This is a genomic window from Chryseolinea sp. T2 (assembly GCF_037203685.1).
Lineage (GTDB): Bacteria > Bacteroidota > Bacteroidia > Cytophagales > Cyclobacteriaceae > Chryseolinea.
In genome coordinates this window covers 167,528-191,213 of sequence record NZ_JBBCAU010000007.1, presented here as the reverse complement: position 1 = coordinate 191,213, position 23,686 = coordinate 167,528, and the positions used below count along the sequence as shown (strand labels likewise).

Below are 23,686 nucleotides of genomic sequence, written 5' to 3'. Positions count from 1 at the left end.
CTTGAAAGTGTCGGGGAATATACAGGCGTACGAAAATATCACATTTGCTTCAATAGTCTATGGAAATAAAAGAGCTGATGAAGACGTTTCGTCAGGACGGTTTGGTAGAGCGCATTACTGTGCGCCCCGAACGAAGGGCAAACGTTGTCGAACTAAATAACGTAGAGGCTGCTGCCGGACTTGGCCTGCAGGGTGACCGTTACAAAGGCCGCGGTGGGGTGAGACAGGTAACATTAATCCAGGCCGAGCATCTGTCAGCCGTCGCATCTATACTGGGAGTTGAAAGCATCGACTTCACCCTCACGAGAAGAAACATTCTGGTGAGCGGGATCAATCTGCTGTCATTGAAAGATAAAGATTTCCGGCTCGGAGAAGCAGTGCTTCGTTACTCCGGAGATTGTCATCCCTGCAGCAGGATGGAAGAAGCATTTGGTCCTGGTGCATACAATGCTATGCGCGGGCATGGAGGCATCACCGCTAAGGTAATCCAAAGCGGGCGAATCAGTGTCGGAGATCGGTTAACTCCGATCGTAACTGAAGATACTGAAGTAAAATCACAGGACTAATTGCCTGCGGACAACAGGGCTCTCAAATTCCTGTCACCCGCTTTTCAATATCAGCTGCCAGTTTCTTTTTTCCTGCCTCTCGTTTCTTGTCAGCCACATGCTTGATGGCGAAGGAAACGGTGGGCTCGAACATAGCTTTGTAAGCCTCAGGTATCTGTTCTTTGGTTTTTGCCAGAAGGTCAACTCCGCGCATGACTAACTTCTCGTCTTTCAATTGAGCCACATATTCTGCAAGCGACTGCGCCATGCCTGCAGACTCATACCATTCAAGATCATTAAAGTAGTTGATGATGAACTCGAAGTGTTCAGGACTATTAGTCTCCATTAGTGTGCTTGCCACTACTGCAGCAAGATTGCCTTTGACTGATGCAGATTTAAGATTAAGGGCAACTGCGGTCGCCTCTTTGGGATACAGCGTCATCAGACCTGACAGCGCATTGCCGGCGACAGAATACGATGAGTCGTTCAGGTGTTTTCTGAATGTATCGGCATACTTTGGTTGTTCAAGCGATGCCAGGAAATCAATTGCTTCGGCCTGAACCAGAGGGCGCTTGTCGTTCACGGCTTCCACAACGGATGGGGTGAGCGTTTCCTTGACTGGTGCGGGCAGTTGTGGCAAATACCGGAGTGCTTCAACCCTGATGCGCTCCGACTTGTCTTTCAGCGCCGCCTTTAAGAGGTTTTGGCTCTTCGGGTTCTCCGAAGTGTACAGAGCAGCATGCACGGCTTCAAGTCTGTCAACGAAATTACCGCTTTGATACTGGAACAGATAGTTATCGAGAGTCTTGCGATCTGCCTTTTGCCAGAGCATGAACTTATCGGCATCTACGTTTACGAGATCGGGCATTTGACTGTAGGGAAACGTGAACTGTTCGCGCGCTTCGTCGATCAGGACATTATAAGTTGTTCGTTTGGTGCCCTCATGAACATCGATCTTTAACGGGATTCGGAACACGTAAGGCTGCGTTTGAACGATGTTAACCGTAACCCGATTCTTTACACTGTAATCGTAAGTAATGTCGACCATCGGATGACCGTGATTGAAGAACCATTGGTCAAAGAACCAGTTCAGGTCTTGTCCACTTACTTCTTCGAGGGCCAAACGCAACTGATGTGCTTCCCCGTTACCAAACTTGTTTTTGACGAGATAGTTTTTCAAGCCTTTGAAAAAGGCGCTGTCTCCAACATACACTCTAAGCAGGTGAAGGATCGCGCCACCTTTCTGATAACTTACGTTGTCGAACATGTCTTCACGTTCGTTATAGTGAAACCGTACGAGATCTTTCTCGTAGCTTGAGGAATCGTTCAAATAAGTTTCATGATCGGTGACAAGGCTGCTGTGTGCATACTCTGCTCCATGCTTGTATTCGTCCCACAGATATTCTGCATAGGTGGCGAACGACTCGTTCATACTGAGGTTGCTCCAGCTTTCGGCAGTCACATAATCGCCAAACCATTGATGAAAAAGTTCGTGAGAGATAACGCGTTCCCAGGAATTTTCATCAACCAGCTGTCGTGCGTCCTGCTGGGCACTCGATCCGTGTAGTGTTGCCGTTGTATTTTCCATGGCCCCGCTTACATAATCGCGGGCTGTCATCTGCGAGTACTTGACCCATGGATAATCTACGCCGGTAAGTCGTTCAAAAAGTCCTATCATCTCAGGTGTGTAGCCGAATATCTTGCGCGCTACCGGGGCATACTCCTTTTCAACGTAGTAGTTTACCTCCATCTGCTTGTATTTGTCTTTGATGATTGCGTAGTCGCCGATGCCTATGAAGAATAGGTATGGTGAATGTGGAAGTTCCATCTTCCAGTGGTCCGTGCGCGTACCGTCAGCGTTGTTCTGCTGACCTATCAATTTACCGTTGCTCAGTGATACATATTTTGACGGAACCCTGAGGATCATCTCGCTTGTACACTTCTGGTTGGGATGGTCGATTGTCGGACACCACACCGATGTGGCCTGAGTCTCACCCTGTGTCCAGATCTGGGTTGGTTTGTTCTTTTCTTTTCCTGTCGGGTTAATAAAGTACATACCCCGTGCATCGTTGATGGCGGCGCTTCCTTTCGCCTGGAAGGTCGAAGGTTTAGCCGTATATTTAATATCGATAGTTGCCTGCTCATCTGCCTTATAGATGCGGCCAAGTTTGATGGAAAGGATCAGGCCATCGTACCTGTAACGCAGGTCCTGGTTGTTCATGGAAACGCGATGGATGTCCATTCCTTTTGCGTCGAGCTGGACAGAATCGGTTGGATAAAAGTATGGTCGCAGGGTGATGGCTACGTTGCCCGCCATTTGTGACTTTGCATAGTCAAAGCTTGCTTCGAGCTTGGTATGGATAAGACTGATCTTCTTTTCGGTAGTGGGCTGATAGGTCTCGCCGCGATCGACGGGTTGACCGATTAAAGAAAGAGATGACAATGTCAGAAGCAGGAGCACGTAAATCCTCATGATGAAATGTTGAATAGTTTAAGACAACAGCTTCAAAAATAGTCAAAGATGAGCTTGGAATAGCCGCTTATTGGTATCCCTGAGCATTCATGACTTTTAGGCAGGTTTTGTTTGCGAACCTCACGCTGTTCCGAGTCTTGAGAACCTGCGCAGCAACAAGTCGACGTTTCATTGACCTTTCATTAAGGGTTCATTAAGGGTTCATCAAGCGCGTGTCAATTGATCTGAAGTCTTTCCGTGTCAATCTGTCAGGAGAAATCAAAAAATGCTCTTGCATACAGGTTTCCGACGCTAAAAGGGTGAGTCTGATGAACGGAAAATTGGCGCCTTATGAACATACTTTTGAAGTAGTTGGCTTAAGATGTGTAGGGAGGATAACCTGAGATAATATGCCTGAGGATATGTGCCATGGAAACAGCTAACGACATTGTATATAAAGATCACGTCGTTCGGGCGGTTGACAGCTGGTCGGCAGCTATCAGGAAGGAGCCCTATTACTCCACCCAATTAGCGCGTCGTTTTCAAAAGAAGATCAACAGCATCATTCCTGAGAAGGTCCACGCCGCTATCACGTCGGCGGTGAAGCACATGACCGAGGCAGTTTGCTTTGGAATTGGATATACGTCGATGGATCCGCTTGCAAACATTCCATTTCAGGAGGCGGAGTCGAAGGCAGATGGTCGCATTGCTTTTTACGCAAAGACTGCTGCAGCTGAAGGTGCATTAACCGGAGCAGGTGGGATCCTGCTCGGCCTTGCCGACTTTCCTCTGTGGCTGACATTGAAGATGAAGATGTTGTTTGAGATAGCATCCATTTATGGTTACGATGCCACAGACTATAAGGAGCGGGTATTTCTCTTGCGCATCTTTGAGCTCACGTTCTCGGGTTATGACCGGAAGCGCGAGCTGCTGGATGTAGTAAACAATTGGGAGGAGCAGCGAAGGAAAATGCCCGACACTTTGAGGCATTTGACTGGCGAACGTTTCAACAGGAATATCGCGACTACATTGATCTGTCAAAGCTTTTACAACTGGTACCTGGTATAGGCGCAGCGGTTGGAACTGTTGTTAATTATCGCCTCACCCGAAGGCTTGGCGAGACGGCAAAGAACGCCTATCGCATGAGGTGGTTGGGGAAAATCGTTCACGATCGAGGCTAATGGAAACGATTTCGGCTACGACCACCTCGTCGGCTTATCGTCAATTTCAGTTCGATTATCTTGCCTGATGACCCATCTCGTCGATTTCATGGCGAATCAAAATGTCGGAACATATAACTTGTGTGCGAAATCCGGGGTTGTACTGTTTAGCCCAACCGGTTTGCTCTGACCCAGGAGCCTGCTGGTTTTTCAGCTCCGGATTGAAATCCTTGATATTCGACTGATGACTTTTTTCGCTAGCCGACGCTCGCGTACGGCAATTGCTTTGGCTCTGCTTGCATGTTGCATGCTTTGTGTGGGCTGTGTTTTTTGGAAACAGGAATTGCAGTACAGAAGACCCACTCCTGTTCCGGAGAAGTATGTCCCTGTGGCGATTGGCGATTCCATTCAGCTGCCAAGTGAACTTAAGGCGGGCACCGCCTGGTTTCTCCATTTCTATAATCCGGATTGTCCCTGTTCCAGATTTAATGTTCAGCATCTCAGAAGTCTGATCAGAACGTATAGTGACAGCGTTGCAATTGCTGTCGTTGTTGAGTCGAACGCTGACATTGAAAGGGCAAGAAAGGCCTTTGGTGAACAGGTTCGGATCGTTCAGGATGAGAATGGTACCATTGCCCGGGCGTGCGGCGTATACTCGACGCCACAAGCTGCCATTGTTGATGGTAGTGGTTCCCTGTTTTACCGGGGTAACTACAATGTGTCACGTTATTGCACCTCAAGAGCTACCAACTTTGCAGAGCTTTCCCTCATAGCGTTGTTGAACCATCAGCAGCCACCTCAATTTGGAATTTTGGCCATGCAGTCGTACGGCTGTGAACTCGAGCCGGATAAACCGGACCTGGTGTCGCTCTATTAACAATACAAAAAAGTCCCTCAAAATGCCCCTCTCAATCACATTATCCAAAGCAGAACACGCACGCGCGTTTCAATCCATCAACCGGAAATCAGACGGCATAATGAACTATGTGCTGCTTGTCTATTTCTTCTTTGGGATCTTTCTCGCCTTCTTCTACGATACCTGGTTTGTCGCGCTCACTGTGGGCGGTCTTAGCCTCGTAGCATATTTCGGTTGCCGGCTGCTGTTACCTGAGTCATCGCTTAGCCACTACGTTATGAGCGTGGTGTTTGCACTCTTCGCAGCGCAGTTCATTTATCAGATGCATGGTATGTTTGAGATGCACTTCATGTTCTTTGTTGGATCTGCATTGCTGATCACTTATCGAAACTGGAAACTCATCCTGCCCCTGTTCATTGTTACGGTGATACATCATGCATGGTTTTCGTGGCTCCAGTATTCAGGCAATCGTGAGATCTATTTTACTCAGCTGGATTATATGTCGCTTCAGGCTTTTCTTTTTCATGCTGGTCTGGCTGCGGTGATCATGGGCATCTGCGGTTTCTGGTGTTATGATCTTGGGAAGTCGGTAATTGAGGATGCAAGTAAGACCCTGATGCTGGAGCGCCAGGTATCAAATGTTGAAAACAATATGAAGTTCGCGGAGGCGATCACGCAAGGCGATCTGAAAACCCAATACGATGTAACGGATGCTTCAGATGAACTTGGAAGGTCTCTCGTAAAAATGCGCGACAGCCTTCGTTCATCGCTCGAGCGGGAAGAAGAAGAAAAGTTTATCACCGTCGGCATTACAAAAATCGGTGACGTCGTTCGTGAACATGGCCACGATCCGGTTGCCTTGGCCGATGCGTTTGTTGCTACGTTGGTCAAATATGTAGGCTTGAATCAGGGTGCATTGTTTGTCAGCGAGGGCGAAGCGAGTGATGCACATTTAAGACTTGCTGCCTGCTATGCATACAACCGAAAAAAGTTTATCGATCAAAGGGTGGAAGCGGGACAGGGACTTGTCGGACAATGTTTCCTTGAACGTGATGCCATTTATCTCACGGCTGTTCCATCAAATTATCTTAAGATTACGTCAGGTCTCGGAGAGGCCATACCGCGATGTGTATTCATCGTGCCAGTAAAGACCAGCGATGAAATAGCAGGCGTTATTGAGCTGGCATCTTTCAATCCGCTTCGTCAGTGCGAGAAGGATTTTATCATTCGCGCAGCAGAAGATATTGCTTCAGCAATCCTGTCGTCGCGTACAACGCAGCGCATTAAACTGTTGCTGGCCGACAGCGAGCAGCGTACCGAGGAGATGCGCTCTCAGGAAGAAGAGATGCGTCAGAACATGGAAGAATTGCAGGCCACACAGGAAGAGATGGGACGCAAACAACTCGAGCATGAGGAACGCCTGAAGGCACTCAACTCGTCGGGGATTGGATCGGCGGAGTTTTCTCTGAACGGACATCTGCTGGATGCAAACGAATCGTTCCTGAAGATGATGGGTTACAGACTGGATGAGATCCAGGGCAAGCATCATCGGATGTTTGTTACTGAAGGAGAAGCCGACACGGATGGATACAGAAGATTCTGGGACGACCTTCAAAGCGGCCAGGTCAGCTCAGGAACATTCAAGAGAATAAACCGTTCGCGCGAAACTCTGTTTGTGCACGGATCATACAACATTGTTCGCGATATCACCGGCCGACCTCAAAAGGTGATCGGGCTGAGCCTGGATGTTACGTCTCTTATGAGCCGACAGCTTCAAGCCTAGGGGCGTTGATCTAAATCACGTTTCACTATATTGGGTTTCAAACTGAATTGAAACCATGAAACGCTTTGCTGCTGTACTCTGCCTTATCACCATTTGGCTTTCGATTAATCATGCTTTCGGCCAGGTAAAACTCGTCGCACAAGCTGATAAACCATTGGCAAAGATCCAGCCTACCATGTGGGGGATCTTTTTCGAAGACATCAATTTTGGCGCTGATGGTGGATTGTATGCCGAACTCATCAAGAATCGGTCATTCGAATTTGCTCAGCCCCTCATGGGCTGGACGCTGGTGGATAACAACAGGGTTTTCGCTTAACAAGGAATCGGGCACCGTCCTGGTGATCAACCGCGGCGTGGAAAATACAGTCAATCCTCACTTCGCCCGTGTTACCGTAAATTCAAGCACAGACTTCACGATCACCAATGAAGGATTTCGGGGCATGGGTATAAAAGAAGGGCAGAGCTATGCCTTTTCGGTTTGGGCGCGTCGTGAAGATGGAACGTCGGGCACTCTTCGTGTTGATATTGTCTCAAAGGAAGGAAAGATACTGGGTAGCTCGGAGATTCAGATTGCGGGCAAGGAATGGAAAAACTACAGTGTCAACCTCGCCTCGAAAGGCACGGACGCCAAAGCAAGTGTCAGTCTTGTTTTCAAAGGCAAAGGCGTTACCGATGTTGACATGATTTCGCTCTTTCCACAGGATACATGGAAGCAGCGGCCGGGCGGTTTGCGGAAAGACCTTGTGCAATTGCTCGCGGACATGAAGCCAGGATTTGTTCGTTTCCCCGGAGGATGTATCGTAGAAGGATTTGGTCTTGATACCCGTTATCAATGGAAGAAGACGGTTGGTGATATCAATCAGCGTGAAATGATTAAGAACAGATGGAATGATGAATTCAAACATCGCCCCGCTCCGGATTATTATCAAACCTTTGGTCTTGGTTTTTATGAATACTTCCAGCTCGCCGAAGACATTGGTGCGGCACCTCTTCCAATACTCAATTGTGGCATGGCCTGCCAATTCAACTCAGCTGAAGTGGTGCCGCTGAATGAATTGGATCCTTATCTTCAGGATGCACTCGATCTTATCGAGTTTGCAAATGGTTCTGCTCAGTCAAAGTGGGGAAAGGTCCGCGCGGAAATGGGGCATCCCGAATCATTCAATTTGAAATATCTGGGTATAGGCAATGAACAATGGGGACCTCAGTACATTGATCGCTATAAGATTTTCGCTGACGCCATTCACGCGCGGTATCCCGAAATCAAACTCGTATCGAGTGCCGGGCCTACGGCGGATGGAGAGCTGTTTAATTTTGCATCGAATGAGTTAAAGGAATTGAAGGCGGATATCGTCGATGAACATTACTATCAGAAGCCCGAATGGTTTCTTTCGAATGCGGGCCGTTACGATTCCTACGATAGAAATGGTCCCAGGATCTTTGCCGGTGAATATGCAGCGCAAAGCGTTGCCACCGTCAGCCCTGAAAATAAGAACAACTGGCTTTGTGCCATGTCGGAAGCGGCCTTCATGACGGGTTTGGAACGCAATGCCGACGTGGTTTACATGGCTTCTTACGCCCCGCTGTTTGCTCATACAGACGGCTGGCAATGGACACCTGATTTGATCTGGTTCGATAACCTCAGCTCGTTTGGTACGCCGAACTACTATGTCCAGAAATTGTTCTCCGTGAACAAGGGAACACGGATTGTTTCGCTCTTGTCGAATAGCCATGCCGTTGAAGGAGAGAATGGTCTTTTCGCATCTGCGGTAATCGACGATCAAAGTCATGAGTTGATATTGAAACTTGTAAACACAAATCAACAGACAACTAATGTCGAATTGGAGGTTAAAGGTTCGCTAAAGCGTAACGGTCAGGCCCGTGTCTGGAAAATGAACGCGCAGCCTGATGCTGTAAACAGTCTTGAAAATCCGCAGGCTATTGCGCCGAAGGAGAGTACGTTGGCGGTGTCTGGAAATAAGCTGGCGCTTGTCCTTGACAAGCAGTCCTTCAGCGTTGTCAGAATACCACTGAAGTAAAAGCAATAGAACGCTTACTGTTATTAAGTTAGGCTGATAGTTCACTAAGTTGAACTGATCCGTGAGAGGGCCTGTCGCGACGTCTTGGATATTTTCGCGGACCTGACTACCTTGGAGGATTATCTTTTTGATTATTTAACTTTCGGCATCAACTGAACAGCTTAAAAAGTGGCATCAGGTAAAGGAAAGGCTCTCTTATATGGTTGCACAATTATTTCAACAGTAGCCATTTTATTAATTGCGCTAAACATTTTTGGCGTTCTTACTCTCTCAGGATCGGGAGAAGCTCCCATAGCATCAAGTCAACGGTTCAGCTGGAAATACTTTTTGACGTTTACCATCTTTCCTATTTTAATCTTCTTCAACCTGGTATTCTGGGTGCTCACTGCGGTTTCGGGTCGCATGTTGAATAATCGCCCCAATGTTCGGCAGGCACTGCAGGTATTCTATGTGATCGTCACCAGTGCGCTTGTAGGGATACTCGTCTTCAGGATCGCAGATCTGTCTTAGCGCTCCGTATATAATTTGATCGCTTTTTGATGATTGTTGACATTATGGTATTGGCCATCATGTAAGTCGTGCTTTGCCATCTGGAAAGACACATGGCAAAGAACAAGAAGTCAAAGCGAATGATCATGTTCCCTCAGGACATTAAAGTCAAAATCGCTGCCGCTATAACCAGTGAAAGCAGATGATAGACGGTATTAATAAAAAACAATTTCCACGATGCACTTTCCCATGACACGCGGTTAAGGTCAACAGGTAAATAGAATCCGAGCCACGTAAATATCGCGGAGTTGGCGATGATGCTTGCTGATGATGCACCCTTCATCTCTGGGACAAATCCCCAGGCGGCATTGTTGTGAGCGAGCACGAATGCCAGCAGGAAGTTGCCGATGAGACTGAAGATCAGTCCACGTGCCATTTCACCTTTCTGCGGCGTACGGGACATGTCGAATTTTAATTCTTTCGCCCATGCCTTCCCAAAAAGTGGGGTGTACCACAGGAATCCGAAGAAGAAATTTGCAATGGTGGCGACGATTATCGCCGTAAAGCTGACTTGGAGAGTTTGGTCCATATTATTAAAGGGGATGTTTCGGTAATGAATATTGGGAAGGGCCTTTCGAACCTTTTGACATGGTGTTGTGTCTAAGTCAATATACTGATGTATTGCGGATTTTGAAATTGAATCGGGCATTGACTGATATCTTTTCCCGCAATCATGTGTGTAAAAGATGTGTTCGAATGATGAAAATGAAACTAGTATGAGGACTGCGAGATTGGTACGCGCGTTATGGTTGGGATGTGCTGTTTGCCTTCTGTCGTCGTGTGATGATGGTGGTTCTGACCCGGTGAAATTGTCGCCGGGCTATTTGCCTCTTGAGGTTGGTAACTATTGGGACTTCATTGGTGTCAATAGCGCGACAGACGATGTAGTGTTACATCGCGAGGTTAAGGCAATTGTTAAGCTGAACGGACATGAATATTATCTCACCATTTCCAGTGTGCCCTCGGGCAAGTCGATTGCTGACTCAGCATACTATCGCGTGGACGATCAGAAGAATGTGTACCTGTATAGGAAGAGCATGGAGAATGAGGAATTGAAGTATAAGCTCGATGCAAAGGAGGGCGATACCTGGACGTATCCGTTCTTTAATGACGACTATATGGATGTAGTGCTCTACATAGGCCCGATAGAAACATCATCGAAGACCGTAAACAATTGCAAGAACTACTACTTTGATGCTAAAGGTTGGGTGGATGAGGAGTATACCAGTTCACTGGCTCCGGGTGTTGGGTTTATAAAAGAGTACAGCGACGCGTGGGGTGTTGGTATGGTACTTAGCAAGGCATCGATCGGAGGCAACGTGATTGAGTTTTAGAGGGTTCGGATTGACATGCAGTCACGTCGCCGCCGGTCATGTCTTTGCATTCCCTGAAGGGCAATGCCGGTCAGAGAGATTACATCACATATTCATTGTCCAGGTTCTTGATAGGATCCGGTATCTCCGGATGATCAATGGCACGCAGCAAATTGATTTCAATTGTTCGCGAAATCTGATCGAGAGGAATACCCGTCGGAATGTAATCGAAAGGATTCAGCAGCGCCTGACCGATGGTGTGTATCGTTAGAAAAACGTATCCCACCAAAGTACCTGCGCCAATAGCCCAAAGGTTGATCATGTCAGCTGTTACAAGAGTTACGCAGATGATGAAAATCCAGATAAAGAAGCGGGAATAGTAACTATAGGTGGTCGGGAAGATTGTGTTCCGGATTCTTTCAGACTGTCCCATCTGATCACAGAAGTTCGTGATCATCCGGTTGAGTTCCAAAAACTTGAATCCGTCAATCGCACCGGTGCGATAAAGAAACTCCAGGTCGCGCGATTGCATCATCAATAACGCATTTGGACGATTGACCTCGTGCTCTACGGCCTTAATTTCTTCCTCAGAAAGGAAGTCGTGATACACTTTGGCAGACGAACCTCTGAGTGATTCCTTCAGTGCGTAAACAAATGCGAGGTGTCGCATCACCATTTTTTTTCGGATGGCCAGCAGCTCAGTTTCCGGAAGCTGTTCGGTGTTGCGCGTGTATTGCAGAAGTTGCCTGGTCCAGGAACGTGAATCATTTACCAGCGCGCCCCAGATTTTGCGTGCTTCCCACCATCTGTCATACGCCTGATTGTTGTTGAAACCTATGAAGAATGCGAGTGCCGTACCCAGTAATGTCGGAATGATAGGGGGGACATCGAACAAGTTTGCCAGCACATGTTGATTGAAAAAGTATGCAACGATGCAAACGCAAAGGTCGATCAGGAAGTGTTTCCAGGTGCCCTTGACTATGCTGGTAAGTCGTACGGTTGGCGTGATGAGCATGCAGTGACAAGTAATAAGCTGTCACTCCATTATTTTACTACGGTAATTCCTGAGGCAGTAAGTCTGATTTCTTCCTTTGGGGCCTTAATGGCGTCGATTTCAGCCTGCGATTTTTTGGCATCTTCTGCGTAATGACGGAGCTCTTCGACAGAGGTTTTAATCACTTTCGCTTCGGCGTCCATAACCACTGTCTTTCCCTTTAAGGCTGTGGGAACAAAGAACCCGTAGTCTTTCATTTTTACAAAGACAGTAGACTTATCAGGCATTTCCAACGAAAGCCAGCATCCCATCTTAGGACAGACGTCGAGTACTGTTCCTTTGATTTTTACCGTCTGCGGTTGAGTCTCTTTCAAAAGCTTTGGCAACTCTGCAACCGGCGTTGCTCCGGCGACTTTTACGTCTTCGCCATAGGTGGTTCCGGGGGTAGCGGGGACATCGGGAGGCTGAGCGAGTCCGACACTAACTATAAGAAACGCTGCTAAAGAAAGGATGAGTCTCATACCGTGGATTATTTGATTAACAAAAATAGGAACATTTGGGATTTGTAAAATGAGGTCGGTGGATTTCGTCTTCATGAACTCAGGAGGAATCGAATTATTGCCTGATCGTTTCCGAGCAAGCACGTTCGCATACGGACGTGGGTCAAGGCCGGGGAAAGGCCAGGCAATGCCCTTTTTGATCTCTGTGCTGCGATGGGAGTCGTCTGTCGGGTTTTGGCATGGTTGTTATTCCTACATTTAGGAAATAAGTCCATCATGAAGAAATATCAGCTCGGCGAATTCGAGGAGATCGTTATCCTGACCATTGCAATTCTGTACAAGGAAGCTTATGGTGTGGCGATCAAAAACGAAATCGAAGGACGGCTTTCGCGAAAGGTAAGCATGGGCGCCATGCATACGGCGCTGGTGCGGCTGGAGACAAAGGGCTACATCATTTCAGTGGACGGAGAGGCGACGGAAGAACGAATGGGCAGGCCCCGCAAATACTATCAGATAACTGCCTTGGGTAAGCGGGCAATGGAGCATGCGAAAGAAACCCGCGACGAGCTGTGGGGTGCAATCCCAAAGATTGCGTTGAAGCTGAAGATTACTGGCTAACACCTTATCAATAATTGTCATGCCTTACACGGGACCTCCACGCGCCATGCTCCGGCTGTTTCGGTGGTATTGCCACCCGCGGCTTGCCGATCATATTGAAGGCGACCTTATAGAGGTCCATCGTGAATGGATAAGTAAGCATGGACAAGGAATGGCAAACTTTCGTCTGGCGGTAGAGTTGATTCTCCTGTTCCGGCCAGGCATTATCCGACCCTGGCAATCCCCTCAATTCATAAACACCTATAGTATGTATAAGAGCTTCATCATCGTTGCCTGGAGAAACTTCCAGAAGAGCAAGGGCTACTCCAGCATCAATATCTTCGGGTTAGCAATTGCGCTAACTGCGTGTATGCTGATCGTGCTTTATGTGCGGCACGAACTTAGTTTCGATCGGTTCAATGAAAAAGCAGATCGGATTTATCGCGTAAATAATGAAATCAAATTTGGCGACAATCACATCGATGTAGCCGCAGCAGGAGCAAGCTTTGCATCGACTGCAAAAGCTGAATTTCCCCAGATCGAAGCAGTCACACGAATTCGTTGGGCTGGCAGTCTGCTGGTGAATGTAGGTGATGAGCGCGTACGGCAACAAAATGTAGGCTTTGCCGACAGTACACTGTTTGATGTGTTTACTCTTTCCATAGTTGCCGGCAACGCGAAGACAGCATTAAATGAGCCAAACACAATTGTGCTTACTGAGTCCATAGCGAGAAAATTCTTTGGAACAACTGATGTCCTGGGAAAGACACTGAATATTGACGACAATAAGACGCGCAAGGTGACGGCGGTCATTAAAGACATTCCTTCTAACTCACACTTTCGTTTCGAGTGCTTTATTCCTCTGGTTGATGATGATCGGGCGAACGAAGACCTTTGGGCCGGAGCCCAGAACTATGCAACGTATTTGTTGTTGAGGCCAGATGCTGATCCTTATGCCCTTGCTGTGGAATTAAACAAGATGATGGATCGCCACGTCGGACCGGAGCTTAAGATGATCATCAATAAGACGATTGAAGAGTTTAGAGGCCAGGGTGACTTTTTCCTCGCTTCTCTTACGGCATTGCCTGACATCCATTTGCACTCGAACCGGTTAGGTGAGCTGTATGGTACCGGTAAGATCGAATACGTTTATATGTTTTCTGCTATTGCTGTCTTCATTCTCATCATTGCTGTAATCAACTTCATGAACCTTGCAACGGCACGGTCAGCGAAGCGCGCGCGTGAAGTAGGTGTTCGTAAAGTTCTGGGCTCGGTAAAATCCAGCCTTATTCAGCAGTTTATTCTTGAATCAGTGCTCACCTGCGCTTTGGCGATGATCATCGCCCTTGCGCTCACAGCAATCATGCTTCCACAGTTCAATATATTAACTGGTAAGTCATTTGAGGTTGATGTCCTGTACTCGCCATCGATGATTGCTTCATTCGCCGCACTGGTTCTTGTTGTTGGTTTGTTGTCCGGCAGTTATCCGGCATTTTACCTCTCGGCATTTCAACCAGTAGCTGTGTTGAAGGGAGGAAGTGGAAGTGTACGACGTTCGATGATGCGCAACACGCTCGTAGTATTCCAGTTTGTTGCGTCGGTGACGCTGATCGCGGGAACCATTGTTATCTATAGGCAAATGGATTACATCAGGAAGCGCGATCTCGGCTTTGATCGTGAGCAGATTCTGATCATCAACAACGGGCGACAAGTCGGAAACAGGATCGAGCCGCTAAAGAACAGCTTATTATCGGTCACCGGAGTCAGAAATGTAACGGTCTCCGGCTTTTTGCCCGTGAGTTATCAGCGGTCGAACAACACTCTCTTTCAGAGTCCTACACTGGATATCACAGGTGCGATGAGTGTGCAGGAGTGGCGTGTCGACGATCAGTATTTAAAAACCATGGGCATGCACATTGCCGAAGGACGCGACTTCTCGAAAGAAATCGCATCGGATAGCTCGGCCGTTATCCTTAATGAAAGCGCAGCTCGTTTTCTGGGTGGCTCTGGTATGATAGGAAAGAAGTTGTATACTCCGAACGATGCCACCGGAAAGTCTGTAAGGGAATTGACCGTGGTCGGTATTGTGAAGGATTTCAACTTCAGTACGCTTCGCCAGCAGGTGGCGCCCCTGACGCTCGTATATGGCAAGGATCAGTCGAGCATTGTGCTGAAGCTGGATGCCGGGGATATAACGGCGCTGATGAGTTCTGTTGAGGCAAAATGGAAGTCGATCGTCCCTGAGCTTCCCTTTGAGTACAGTTTCATGGACGCTGATTACGACCGCCAGTATGAGGGTGAACGCCAGGCCGGAACGTTATTCACCGTTTTCGCTGCCTTGTCCATTATCATCTCCTGCATGGGATTGTTTGGACTCGCGACGTTCATGGCAGAACAAAGGACCAAAGAGATCGGAATACGTAAAGTCTTAGGGGCGTCGGTCTATGGTATTACGTCGCTTTTATCACGCGACTTTCTGCGTCTGGTAGTACTTGCCGTTGCAATAGCCACCCCGTTGGCGTGGTATCTGATTGCCAAATGGCTGGAAGGTTTCGCCTACAGGATCGATGTTTCGTGGTGGGTTTTTCCTGTGGCTGGTTTCATAGCTTTGATGATTGCCTGCGCCACCGTAAGCTATCAGTCCATCCGTGCTGCGATTGCTAATCCGGTGAACAGTCTTCGAACTGAATGACATAGATCCCCCAGATTTCGTGAAGTCTTTGAACAGACATTACACCTTTAGCACATCAAGGAGCTGACCTGCCAGTCAGCTCTTTTCTTTTATGATGATTGTATTGTTTCAACTTGATGGGTGAAGTGCCTGTTGTTGTATCAGTACCCATCGGAAACTCGCCTTCGATGAATGGATGATTTCAGTTATCAGCGGGCCACACGCACACACTCGAGTTATGCATACCGTATCGCTGCCGATAGCGAGATCGTGTTCGATGGTGTAGTATCCGGTGTTCGTCTAAGAATATCGGGCGACTGTCTATTATCCGTGTTCAGTGATGATCGCGGGGTTAATTTTACCGTTATGAATAATGTAATTCAATCGACCAACCAGGCGCTCATGGAATTTGTGGAAGTGTATGTACCCACCGCTAAGGTGAGGATGGTAAGAGCAAAGGGGGCTCGCGTTATGCGAATTCTGAGGAAGGATTATGAGCCGATTGCAGAATTGATTACCAACTCCCTTCAGAAACATAAGGAATTATCCCTCAACAGACTCATCGATTTGGGTGTACGTCAATTTCCGGAGCGGCAGAGTGGACACCTAACCTGGTTAATTATTCAGGTAAAAAATGACATGGAGTTCCGTGAAGTCCTTGACGTTTTCATCGACGAATCCAGAAATCAATTCATTAAGCTGCGTCATTCGAAGTAACAGGACCAATATGTTCATGCCAGAGTAACTGAGTAAGTAATAGTTACCTTTGGAATATTCTCCAAGCATATCCAGCATGTCTAACCGCGACGCGGCCAGTCTCTTGGTTAGAGACAACATTGGTGTCATAGTTCAGGTCCTGGCGTGGGCACTGTTTGGATTCATACTGTTCATCCATCCGGTTCTGACATGGTCGATCGATATCCCCCGTGAATTCTGGGTTAAGCAGGTGATGCACTACACTTTGCTGGCTGGTATTTACCTGTTGAACGCCCGTGTGCTGGTGCCACGGCTGCTGATCAATAGCAAGCATGTTCAGTATACGCTGGTGGTCATTTTGATCGTGCTGCTGATGCAGGTAGCCAGCAGAGGTTTTGACCTGTACACCGATCTGCCAAGGATGTTAAGCCGGGCATGGGGAGTAGCGGATAAACACAAAACACTGTCGTTCGATCTTTTCGTGTTCTTTCTTACAGTTATGGTTATTGCCCTTTCCGCGAGTGTCACGCTCGTCGGTTATTACAGGCTTAACACTTACCTGAAAGAGCAATCAGAAAAACAGAATATTAACGCAGAGCTCCTTTTTCTGCGGTCGCAGATCAATCCCCATTTTTTCTTCAATACTCTCAACACAATTTATTCACTCACGTACACGAATGTCGAACATTCACGTGAGTCGCTGCTGAGATTGTCGCGGATGATGCGCTACGCCCTGAACAAGAACGAAGAGGGACTTACACCGATATCTTCCGAGGTTTCGTTTATCAGGGATTATGTCGATCTGATGAAACTCCGCCTGAGAACACCCGAATCTGTAGCGTTGGAGATTCATGAACTAAAGAATGGTGCAACGGTTGCTCCGATGTTGCTGCTGCCATTTATTGAGAATGCATTTAAATATGGTTCCGGCTCCGACGAGCATCATAATATCCGCATTGTAATTCGTCAGACATTTTCTCATCTTCAACTACTGGTGAGCAACTATATAACAAAGTCGGTGGATGACGCGCATAAGAGCAAGGTTGGTATAGCCAATACCTCGCGCCGCCTGGCCCTGTTATATCCCGACAAGCATCATTTGAAGCACGGAAGAAACGATAATGACAATACGTACGTTGTGACGCTTGAAATCGCCCTATGACAACGCTGACCTGCTTCGCCATCGACGACGAGCCACACGCGCTCGAGCTTACCAGGAATTTTATTGTACGTACTCCCTTTCTACACTATACAGGAGGCAGTGACAGGGTAGCTGACGGCCTTGCAGCCTTGCACGCAAATCCGGTTGATCTGCTTTTTCTTGATATCGAAATGCCCCACACCAATGGACTGGAGCTGGCAACTATGCTTAATCAGCAGGTGGTTCAGAATCCTCCGATGATAGTGTTCACCACGGCATTTGATCACTTTGCTATAGATGGATTCAGGGTGAACGCCATCGATTTTTTACTGAAGCCATTCAGCTATGAGGAATTTCTGCGCGCCGCGAACCGGGCCCTGCGGCAGGTGCAGCTGAAATCGGCCAGTATGGAGCACGTTGCGTCGATAGATCACCTTTTCGTAAAGGTCGACTACAGTCTCGTACGTGTGGATTTCAAGGATATTCTCTACATCGTCGGGCTGAAAGACTATACGAAAATTTTCTTAAAGGGGGCGTCACGTCCGTTGTTAACGCTTACTTCGCTGAAGGCACTTGAAGAAAAGCTCCCAACACACAGCTTCATGCGCGTGCACAGGTCTTATATCGCAGGACTCAATCAAATCTCTTCGATTACACGAACCTCGCTGCAGATAGGCGACACAACAGTACCCATCGGCGAGCAATACAAGGATGTGGTAAGAAACTTTGTGGATCACCGCACGCCGTGATCTTATCATGACTTCGTCCCCAACGGTTTATTGAAATTTCTAATCCTGTCAACCGGCTGTCAACCAACAGTCAACGTACTGTCATTAGGTGTTCTACCGGCTCGCAACCGGCTTTCTACCGGCTCTTTACCGGTTTTTCCAGGCTTTGTACCGGCTTTCCCAGGCTTTGTCTGAACGTATATCGGCTGGCAATTCTGCGTTCATTCGACCTGAAGATACGCAACCCTACTTCAACGGAATTATTCGTGAGGGTTTGTTTTGTTCACTGGTGAGTGATATATTTATGATATCATTTTAATATCATCTGTATGCTTGCCGAGAAAAAGATTTCCCCGTTATCGGGTTATGTTATGATTGGCGCTTTGGTTGCCCTGTTTTTCGTGGCTATTGCTATAGGAACTGCGTCACAGGGAGTAGCGATGGTGATTCTCGCCATTGGTGTTTTCCTGGTGCGTGGGTTCTTCTTTCTTAATCCCAACTCATCTATGGTGTTGACCATGTTTGGCGACTACCAGGGAACTGTTAAAGACAACGGATTCTTTTGGGTTAATCCATTGTTCAGCCGCCGGCATATATCGCTGCGGGCGCGCAATTTTGATAGCGAGAAAATTAAGGTGAACGATAAAGTGGGTAATCCCATACAGATCGGGGTGATCCTTGTATGGCATGTGGAAGACACCTTCAAGGCGGCTTTCGATGTTGATAACTATGAGAACTTCGTAAAAGTGCAGAGTGATTCCGCCGTGAGAAAACTTGCCGGTCAGTACGCATACGACAATTTCGACGACGACAGTGAAGTCACTCTCCGGTCGGGTCACGATGAAGTTAACAGTGCTTTGGAAGACAACCTTAGTAACAGGCTAACGATAGCGGGTATTCGGGTGATTGAAGCGCGTATTGGCTATCTGGCCTACGCCCCTGAAATTGCAAGCGCAATGCTGCGTCGTCAGCAGGCGACAGCAGTTGTGTCGGCACGCTTTAAGATCGTTGAGGGTGCCGTAACCATGGTGCAGATGGCGCTTGATCATCTTGCAAAGCAAAACATAGTGGAGCTGGACGAGGAACGTAAAGCGGCCATGGTTAGCAATTTGATGGTTGTGCTTTGTTCCGACAGAGACGCAACGCCTGTGGTTAATACCGGTACGCTGCATCAGTAGGACATCATACTTTTCGGGCCGAAGCAGGAGAGAGAAGTATGAAAGAATTGAAAAGCAGACACGGTAAACATTAAATGCAGAACTAAGCGTAAGAGAATTGATCTCAAAAGACTTATAGGATGGCGGACAAAAAACCTTTTGTACTGAGGTTAGATGCCGATGTGATGAAAGCAGTTGAGAAGTGGGCAGCGGACGAATTCAGAAGTACGAATGGTCAGCTTGAATGGATAGTCGCACAGGCGCTCAAGCGTACGGGCAGATACAAAAAGAAGTAAGCCGCTTACGGCACAGATAAACAGAAGCTTTTTGCAAGTCTACGATTTCTTCTTGAATAGCATGTCGGATTGCTGGTTGGAAACAATCTGCGCGTAAAGCTCCTTGAGATAATGATATTCTGTTGATGTAAATACTGGCTTCCCTATAGTAAGAAAGCTTTGGACGGTAAGCTTATTGCCGTCGTCCTTTACCTCGTATCCATATTTCGCCGACCCATTAGGCAACGTTATGCCCACCTTGTTGGGTAGCTCAGAAAGCTGAAAATCCTGAGGATACTCGAGTGTCAGAACTACAGTCCTTTCTATGGCTGAAGCGAAATCAACAGGATACAATCTTTCGTCCGAGCGGAATGGGTTTCGTGTTATGCGATCGAATAGGAATGGATTGAACAGGAAGTTCGTTGTTTTCGGATCGTCAAAGCACGTCAATTCGAAGTCGAGTTTTACGCTAACCGGTTTACTTAGGTCCTCTGGATTATCTACCGTGTAGCCAGTGAACTCGATACCCTTGTAATCTGATTTTAGTTTCTTGTAATAGTTTTCCTCAGAACCCGATACAAAAATTTCTTTGCGTTCGTCGATGGCATCATAGCCAGTATAAACCTGTTCAATGCTGCCTTTGATTACTCCGTCGGGATTAAGCTTTAGATTTACCAGCGATCTCTTCCGTGCCTTAACTGCAGTTTTAATGTCATACCAATACGAGGCTTTATCTCCGAACACGCGACCTTTTCCATTGAGGCATCGCTCCGGAATTGTTCCAAACGGCAGAAAATCGTCAGTCGCATCGAGCAAATACTCCTTGTCACCAATGTTTACCTTTGCGATTACATAATTGAAATCACTGAGCACAGGATGAATGTCAGTAGGGAGACCGTTGGCCCGCGTTGACAAAAGCAAAGGATCTGCTTCAATCTCTGCATAACGCAGTGCGGCTACAAGAGATAAATTGATATCGCCAACGTTGCCTGTTCTGGCGTCAAATGCTTTCTTAATCCCTAGTTCACTGTATTTCCCCAGCACATCATCCCATTGGTACCAACCCTGAATGAACGAGTATATCTTTTGCGCTTTGATCAGAGGATCAGTTTCATTCTTGAGCAAGGCATCGATGTGCCCGTCGACTATGGATTTACCGCGTTTCAATTGTACACCAAAAAGGTCGCTTGACTTGAGTTCCTGGTCAGCATCTTTCCATTCTTTCGTTACACGGTCTTTCCGGCCATCGAAGTAAACGATTTCAGAAAGCTCGAAGTTGATCATTGAAATGAAATTGGATTTCGCTGTCATGTAGTCCTCCTCAATGAAGGCGGGCACATTGTCCATTACCCACTTGTATCTGGAGCAGTCGGCAGAGGCACTTCCTCCTGGCCTGAAGCAATCTTTAATGAGTACGTTTTCATTTTTTGTAAGCTTCAGGTACCCCCGGAGTGAAATATTGTAAAGATAGTTTCCTGGAATCGTTGCCCAGTACTCACTCTTCATCTTTGGAATATCTGACTGGAACTCCCAGTTTCTGAAATTGAATATGAACGGTGATTCCAGTGCATAAGAGATTTCAATGACGGATCCTACTCTGACGTTGGGGATTGCAAACTTGGTCTGGTCCCAATAGTTGTTCACTTTTACTGTGTGAACCGATTTCGGATCCAGGGATGTATCTCTTAAGCTTCCATTCTCAACGTTGTAACTTGATGCCCGGGTCGTGCGAATGAACTCTTTCGATTGGTCCTGATGCCGCAGATCAATAGTAACATCGGCGAGCTTCAGTCCTTCTTTTTTCAGGATTTTGATTACGGTGTGATACTCGAAGATCAGATTGTTGTCGCGCCCCTCGTCTATGTACGCCTCGCCAAATTCTCTAAGAACCACTGCGTAAGCAGACGTGTCCTTGGGATAAACCGATAATCCTAAATCATTGTAAGTAACTTTGCCAAAGGGGAATCCATTATTTTGGGCCATTAGCTGTCCGGCAAGGACGCACAGAAAGACGGCCGATACCAATCTCATCGGATTTAGGGGGTAACAGTTTAAAGTAATTTAGCGCATTTAATACAACTTCACGAAATGCGGTAACCGTCAGGGCTTTCGGCCATTGTGCACTATGCGGGCCGTTGGCCGTAAACCTCTGCAACCCTACCCACTGTGTACCCAAATTTCCACGTCAGTGCGAGGCTCTGGCACGCTAAAAAGGCCCTTATTCTGGCTCAAACGCAAATGAAAGCGATTCTTTTCCCAGGCGGCATGATTGTTAATGTCTTATGGTAAGGATCAGAATTGATCCTGCGGTTAATGACTTCAAAGCTAAAACCACTGACGTCTGTTCAGGACGACGATGATTGATAGTAAGTGATCATGTACCGCTATTAAAAATGAATAACATCATCAAATTAAAATCATTATGAAAAAGCTAGCATTAGTATGTGTGCTTTCAGTGGGATCAATAGCATTCCTGCAGGCGCAGGATTCGACTGCCACTCAAAGCGATCGTTATCAAACTCCGGCACAACAAGAACCAAAGAGCGAATATTCTGATAAGGACGCTATATCTGCTACGGAACTTCCCGCAGCCATTCAGGACAAGCTAAAAGGCCAGGACTATTCCGGCTGGATGGTGTCCAAAGCTTTCAAAAAGGAAAAAGATGGAAAGACCATGTATGCTGTCGAACTGAAGAATGGATCGGATACCAAGAAAGTTAAGTTCGATGAACAGGGTAATGTTCTGAAAGAGAAAGATAAATAGGCTTTCGCGAATCATGCTAGTTCCTGCATTCATTTCAGGAAAAGCAAGATGATCGTAAAGAGGCGGCTGACAGCCGCCTCTTTTGTTTTCCATGCCAGAGTGTCTATCTTCTCGCATGTTATACTTACTGAAAATTTCCCGCACGCTGGTTAGACAAACATCGAATGTCCTTACAGGTGCTGCTTTTGTATCAATATTATTTTCCTGTACTCGAAAGAACGATGATGTTCAGAGTAGTGAAATTATTGCCTTTGTAGGGGCAACGATTATCGATGGTTCGGGGGCTGAGCCGATAAAAGACGGGATTCTGGTAATCAAAGATGGAAAATTTGAAATGATAGGAAGTGCTGCATCGACCACGATACCGGCCGGAGCTACCACCCGGGACTTGTCCGGGAAGTTCATAATGCCTGGTATCATTAATGGACATGGGCACGTCGGTGAGACCAAAGGTATTGAAGGGGGTCACTACTCGAAAGAGAACGTGCTGGACAATCTGGAAATTTATTCGCGTTACGGTGTGACTACTGTCGTGAGCTTAGGGGGTGATCAAAAAGCGGCCGAGTCAGTACGGCAGGTGAACGATTCGGCACAGTCTGCGCACGCGCGCTTGTTCATAGCCGGTGCAGTCATAAATGGCGCTACGCCTTCTGCTGCTGCCGCAGTTGTTGACAGCAATGCCCACATGGGTGTTGACATCATGAAGATAAGAGTAGACGACAATCTCGGCGCTTCACCAAAGATGTCTGAGGACATTTATAAAGCGGTCATATCAAGGTCGCATGAGCTGGGTTTCAGATTGGCTGCACACATGTATTACCTCGATGATGCGCAAAAACTTGTAGCGGCCGGTGCAGACATGCTTGCACACAGTATTCGCGACACGAATGTCCCCGGTGATTTCGTTCAGTTGCTGGCCTCGAAGAGAATTCCTTATTGTCCTACTCTAACGAGGGAGTTGTCGACGTTTGTTTATGCAAGTGCTCCGGCATTTTTTGCAGATCCCTTTTTTAGGCAAGTGTACGATAGCGCAACCGTTGCGCCATTGAAGGATGCGTCGCGTCAAAAGCAGATACAGGAAAGCAAGTCTGCAATGACTTACAAGACGCAACTTGCAGTAGCTAAATCAAACCTCAAACTATTGGCGGATGGAGGAGTGCCTGTGGTATTCGGGACAGATAGCGGGGTACCTACGCGGTTCATGGGGTACTTTGAGCATCTGGAAATGGAAATGATGCAGGAATCAGGGCTGACGCCGATGCAAATCATAGTGGCTGCATCGAAAAATGCTGCAGAATACCTTGGACTTAAGAACCTGGGCGTTATCGGGACCGGAAACTGGGCAGATTTTCTGATTCTTGATGCAGATCCATTGCAGGACATCCGGAATACGCGCAAGATCAACGCCGTTTTTGTAGGCGGAAACGCGGTTTTCTCTTCGGGAAATTGAAGGCTGGGGCAAAAGG

The 23,686-nt window shown here is 47.3% G+C and carries 23 protein-coding genes; 18 read left to right on the top strand and 5 right to left on the bottom strand.

Translation table 11 applies throughout. The features are described from left to right. The first annotated feature begins 59 nt into the window (after positions 1 to 59). Positions 60 to 566 carry an MOSC domain-containing protein gene (locus tag WBG78_RS21970; protein WP_337328646.1) on the top strand — a complete coding sequence of 169 codons (507 nt, stop codon included), beginning with the start codon at positions 60 to 62 and terminating at the stop codon, positions 564 to 566. Between the two features lie 22 nt (positions 567 to 588). Here WBG78_RS21970 and WBG78_RS21965 read toward each other — a convergent pair whose 3' ends face one another. Beyond that, positions 589 to 3,018 (bottom strand): M1 family metallopeptidase, encoded by a 2,430-nt coding sequence (locus WBG78_RS21965; protein WP_337328645.1) that lies wholly within the window; start codon positions 3,016 to 3,018, stop codon positions 589 to 591. 408 nt (positions 3,019 to 3,426) lie between these two features. Here WBG78_RS21965 and WBG78_RS21960 point away from each other — a divergent pair, with 408 nt between their 5' ends. The 7 genes from WBG78_RS21960 to WBG78_RS21935 all read left to right on the top strand — a co-directional run bounded on the left by WBG78_RS21960 (position 3,427) and on the right by WBG78_RS21935 (position 9,345). Beyond that, positions 3,427 to 4,065 (top strand): EcsC family protein, encoded by a 639-nt coding sequence (locus tag WBG78_RS21960; protein ID WP_443092794.1) that lies wholly within the window; start codon positions 3,427 to 3,429, stop codon positions 4,063 to 4,065. Beyond that, positions 4,026 to 4,178, top strand: a complete 153-nt coding sequence (locus WBG78_RS30785; RefSeq protein WP_443092798.1) for an EcsC family protein — start codon at positions 4,026 to 4,028, stop codon at positions 4,176 to 4,178. The genes WBG78_RS21960 and WBG78_RS30785 overlap by 40 nt, the downstream gene beginning before the upstream one ends. 223 nt (positions 4,179 to 4,401) lie before the next feature. Continuing rightward, entirely contained in the window at positions 4,402 to 5,034 is a 633-nt protein-coding gene (locus WBG78_RS21955; protein ID WP_337328644.1) for a DUF6436 domain-containing protein, read from the top strand. A 22-nt stretch (positions 5,035 to 5,056) separates the two neighbouring features. Continuing rightward, on the top strand, positions 5,057 to 6,796 hold the full coding sequence (locus WBG78_RS21950) for a PAS domain S-box protein (RefSeq protein ID WP_337328643.1): 1,740 nt from the start codon (positions 5,057 to 5,059) through the stop codon (positions 6,794 to 6,796). 55 nt (positions 6,797 to 6,851) lie between these two features. Next, positions 6,852 to 7,112: a hypothetical protein gene (locus WBG78_RS21945; RefSeq protein WP_337328642.1), complete on the top strand. Its 261-nt coding sequence runs from the start codon at positions 6,852 to 6,854 to the stop codon at positions 7,110 to 7,112. A 37-nt stretch (positions 7,113 to 7,149) separates the two neighbouring features. Next, complete coding sequence (locus WBG78_RS21940; protein ID WP_337328641.1) at positions 7,150 to 8,835, top strand: alpha-L-arabinofuranosidase C-terminal domain-containing protein; 1,686 nt, start codon at positions 7,150 to 7,152, stop codon at positions 8,833 to 8,835. Positions 8,836 to 9,003: 168 nt separating this feature from the next. Further along, positions 9,004 to 9,345 (top strand): hypothetical protein, encoded by a 342-nt coding sequence (locus WBG78_RS21935; RefSeq protein WP_337328640.1) that lies wholly within the window; start codon positions 9,004 to 9,006, stop codon positions 9,343 to 9,345. Positions 9,346 to 9,478: 133 nt separating this feature from the next. Here the strand turns inward: WBG78_RS21935 and WBG78_RS21930 are convergent, their stop codons facing one another. Next, positions 9,479 to 9,913, bottom strand: a complete 435-nt coding sequence (locus WBG78_RS21930; protein ID WP_337328639.1) for a DUF1761 domain-containing protein — start codon at positions 9,911 to 9,913, stop codon at positions 9,479 to 9,481. 187 nt (positions 9,914 to 10,100) lie between these two features. Here WBG78_RS21930 and WBG78_RS21925 point away from each other — a divergent pair, with 187 nt between their 5' ends. Then, entirely contained in the window at positions 10,101 to 10,718 is a 618-nt protein-coding gene (locus tag WBG78_RS21925) for a hypothetical protein (protein WP_337328638.1), read from the top strand. Positions 10,719 to 10,797: 79 nt separating this feature from the next. Here the strand turns inward: WBG78_RS21925 and WBG78_RS21920 are convergent, their stop codons facing one another. Together WBG78_RS21920 and WBG78_RS21915 are read right to left on the bottom strand one after the other, a co-directional pair. After that, positions 10,798 to 11,712 (bottom strand): bestrophin family protein, encoded by a 915-nt coding sequence (locus WBG78_RS21920; protein ID WP_337328637.1) that lies wholly within the window; start codon positions 11,710 to 11,712, stop codon positions 10,798 to 10,800. A 29-nt stretch (positions 11,713 to 11,741) separates the two neighbouring features. After that, positions 11,742 to 12,212, bottom strand: coding sequence for a DUF4920 domain-containing protein (locus WBG78_RS21915; RefSeq protein WP_337328636.1), 471 nt, complete (start codon positions 12,210 to 12,212; stop codon positions 11,742 to 11,744). 255 nt (positions 12,213 to 12,467) lie between these two features. Here WBG78_RS21915 and WBG78_RS21910 point away from each other — a divergent pair, with 255 nt between their 5' ends. From WBG78_RS21910 to WBG78_RS21880, 7 genes are all read left to right on the top strand, one after another. Continuing rightward, the gene (locus WBG78_RS21910; RefSeq protein WP_337328635.1) at positions 12,468 to 12,809 is read left to right on the top strand and encodes a PadR family transcriptional regulator; all 342 of its coding nucleotides are present in this window, start codon (positions 12,468 to 12,470) and stop codon (positions 12,807 to 12,809) included. Positions 12,810 to 12,828: 19 nt separating this feature from the next. Then, positions 12,829 to 15,480, top strand: coding sequence for an ABC transporter permease (locus WBG78_RS21905; protein ID WP_337328634.1), 2,652 nt, complete (start codon positions 12,829 to 12,831; stop codon positions 15,478 to 15,480). A gap of 171 nt (positions 15,481 to 15,651) precedes the next feature. Next, positions 15,652 to 16,176, top strand: a complete 525-nt coding sequence (locus tag WBG78_RS21900; RefSeq protein ID WP_337328633.1) for a DUF6958 family protein — start codon at positions 15,652 to 15,654, stop codon at positions 16,174 to 16,176. A gap of 76 nt (positions 16,177 to 16,252) precedes the next feature. Then, positions 16,253 to 17,317, top strand: a complete 1,065-nt coding sequence (locus tag WBG78_RS21895; RefSeq protein ID WP_337328632.1) for a sensor histidine kinase — start codon at positions 16,253 to 16,255, stop codon at positions 17,315 to 17,317. After that, the gene (locus WBG78_RS21890) at positions 17,314 to 18,045 is read left to right on the top strand and encodes a LytR/AlgR family response regulator transcription factor (RefSeq protein WP_337328631.1); all 732 of its coding nucleotides are present in this window, start codon (positions 17,314 to 17,316) and stop codon (positions 18,043 to 18,045) included. Before WBG78_RS21895 ends, WBG78_RS21890 begins: the two co-directional genes overlap by 4 nt. A 308-nt stretch (positions 18,046 to 18,353) precedes the next feature. Next, the gene (locus WBG78_RS21885) at positions 18,354 to 19,202 is read left to right on the top strand and encodes an SPFH domain-containing protein (protein WP_337328630.1); all 849 of its coding nucleotides are present in this window, start codon (positions 18,354 to 18,356) and stop codon (positions 19,200 to 19,202) included. 119 nt (positions 19,203 to 19,321) lie between these two features. Continuing rightward, complete coding sequence (locus tag WBG78_RS21880; protein WP_337328629.1) at positions 19,322 to 19,477, top strand: Arc family DNA-binding protein; 156 nt, start codon at positions 19,322 to 19,324, stop codon at positions 19,475 to 19,477. 39 nt (positions 19,478 to 19,516) lie between these two features. On the opposite strand, the gene WBG78_RS21875 is transcribed toward WBG78_RS21880, so the two are convergent. Further along, positions 19,517 to 21,487 carry a DUF3857 domain-containing protein gene (locus tag WBG78_RS21875; protein WP_337328628.1) on the bottom strand — a complete coding sequence of 657 codons (1,971 nt, stop codon included), beginning with the start codon at positions 21,485 to 21,487 and terminating at the stop codon, positions 19,517 to 19,519. Between the two features lie 391 nt (positions 21,488 to 21,878). On the opposite strand from WBG78_RS21875, the gene WBG78_RS21870 reads away from it, so the two are divergent. Continuing rightward, positions 21,879 to 22,220 (top strand): hypothetical protein, encoded by a 342-nt coding sequence (locus tag WBG78_RS21870; protein ID WP_337328627.1) that lies wholly within the window; start codon positions 21,879 to 21,881, stop codon positions 22,218 to 22,220. A gap of 115 nt (positions 22,221 to 22,335) precedes the next feature. Then, positions 22,336 to 23,670: an amidohydrolase family protein gene (locus WBG78_RS21865; RefSeq protein WP_337328626.1), complete on the top strand. Its 1,335-nt coding sequence runs from the start codon at positions 22,336 to 22,338 to the stop codon at positions 23,668 to 23,670. The last annotated feature ends 16 nt before the right edge of the window (positions 23,671 to 23,686 follow it).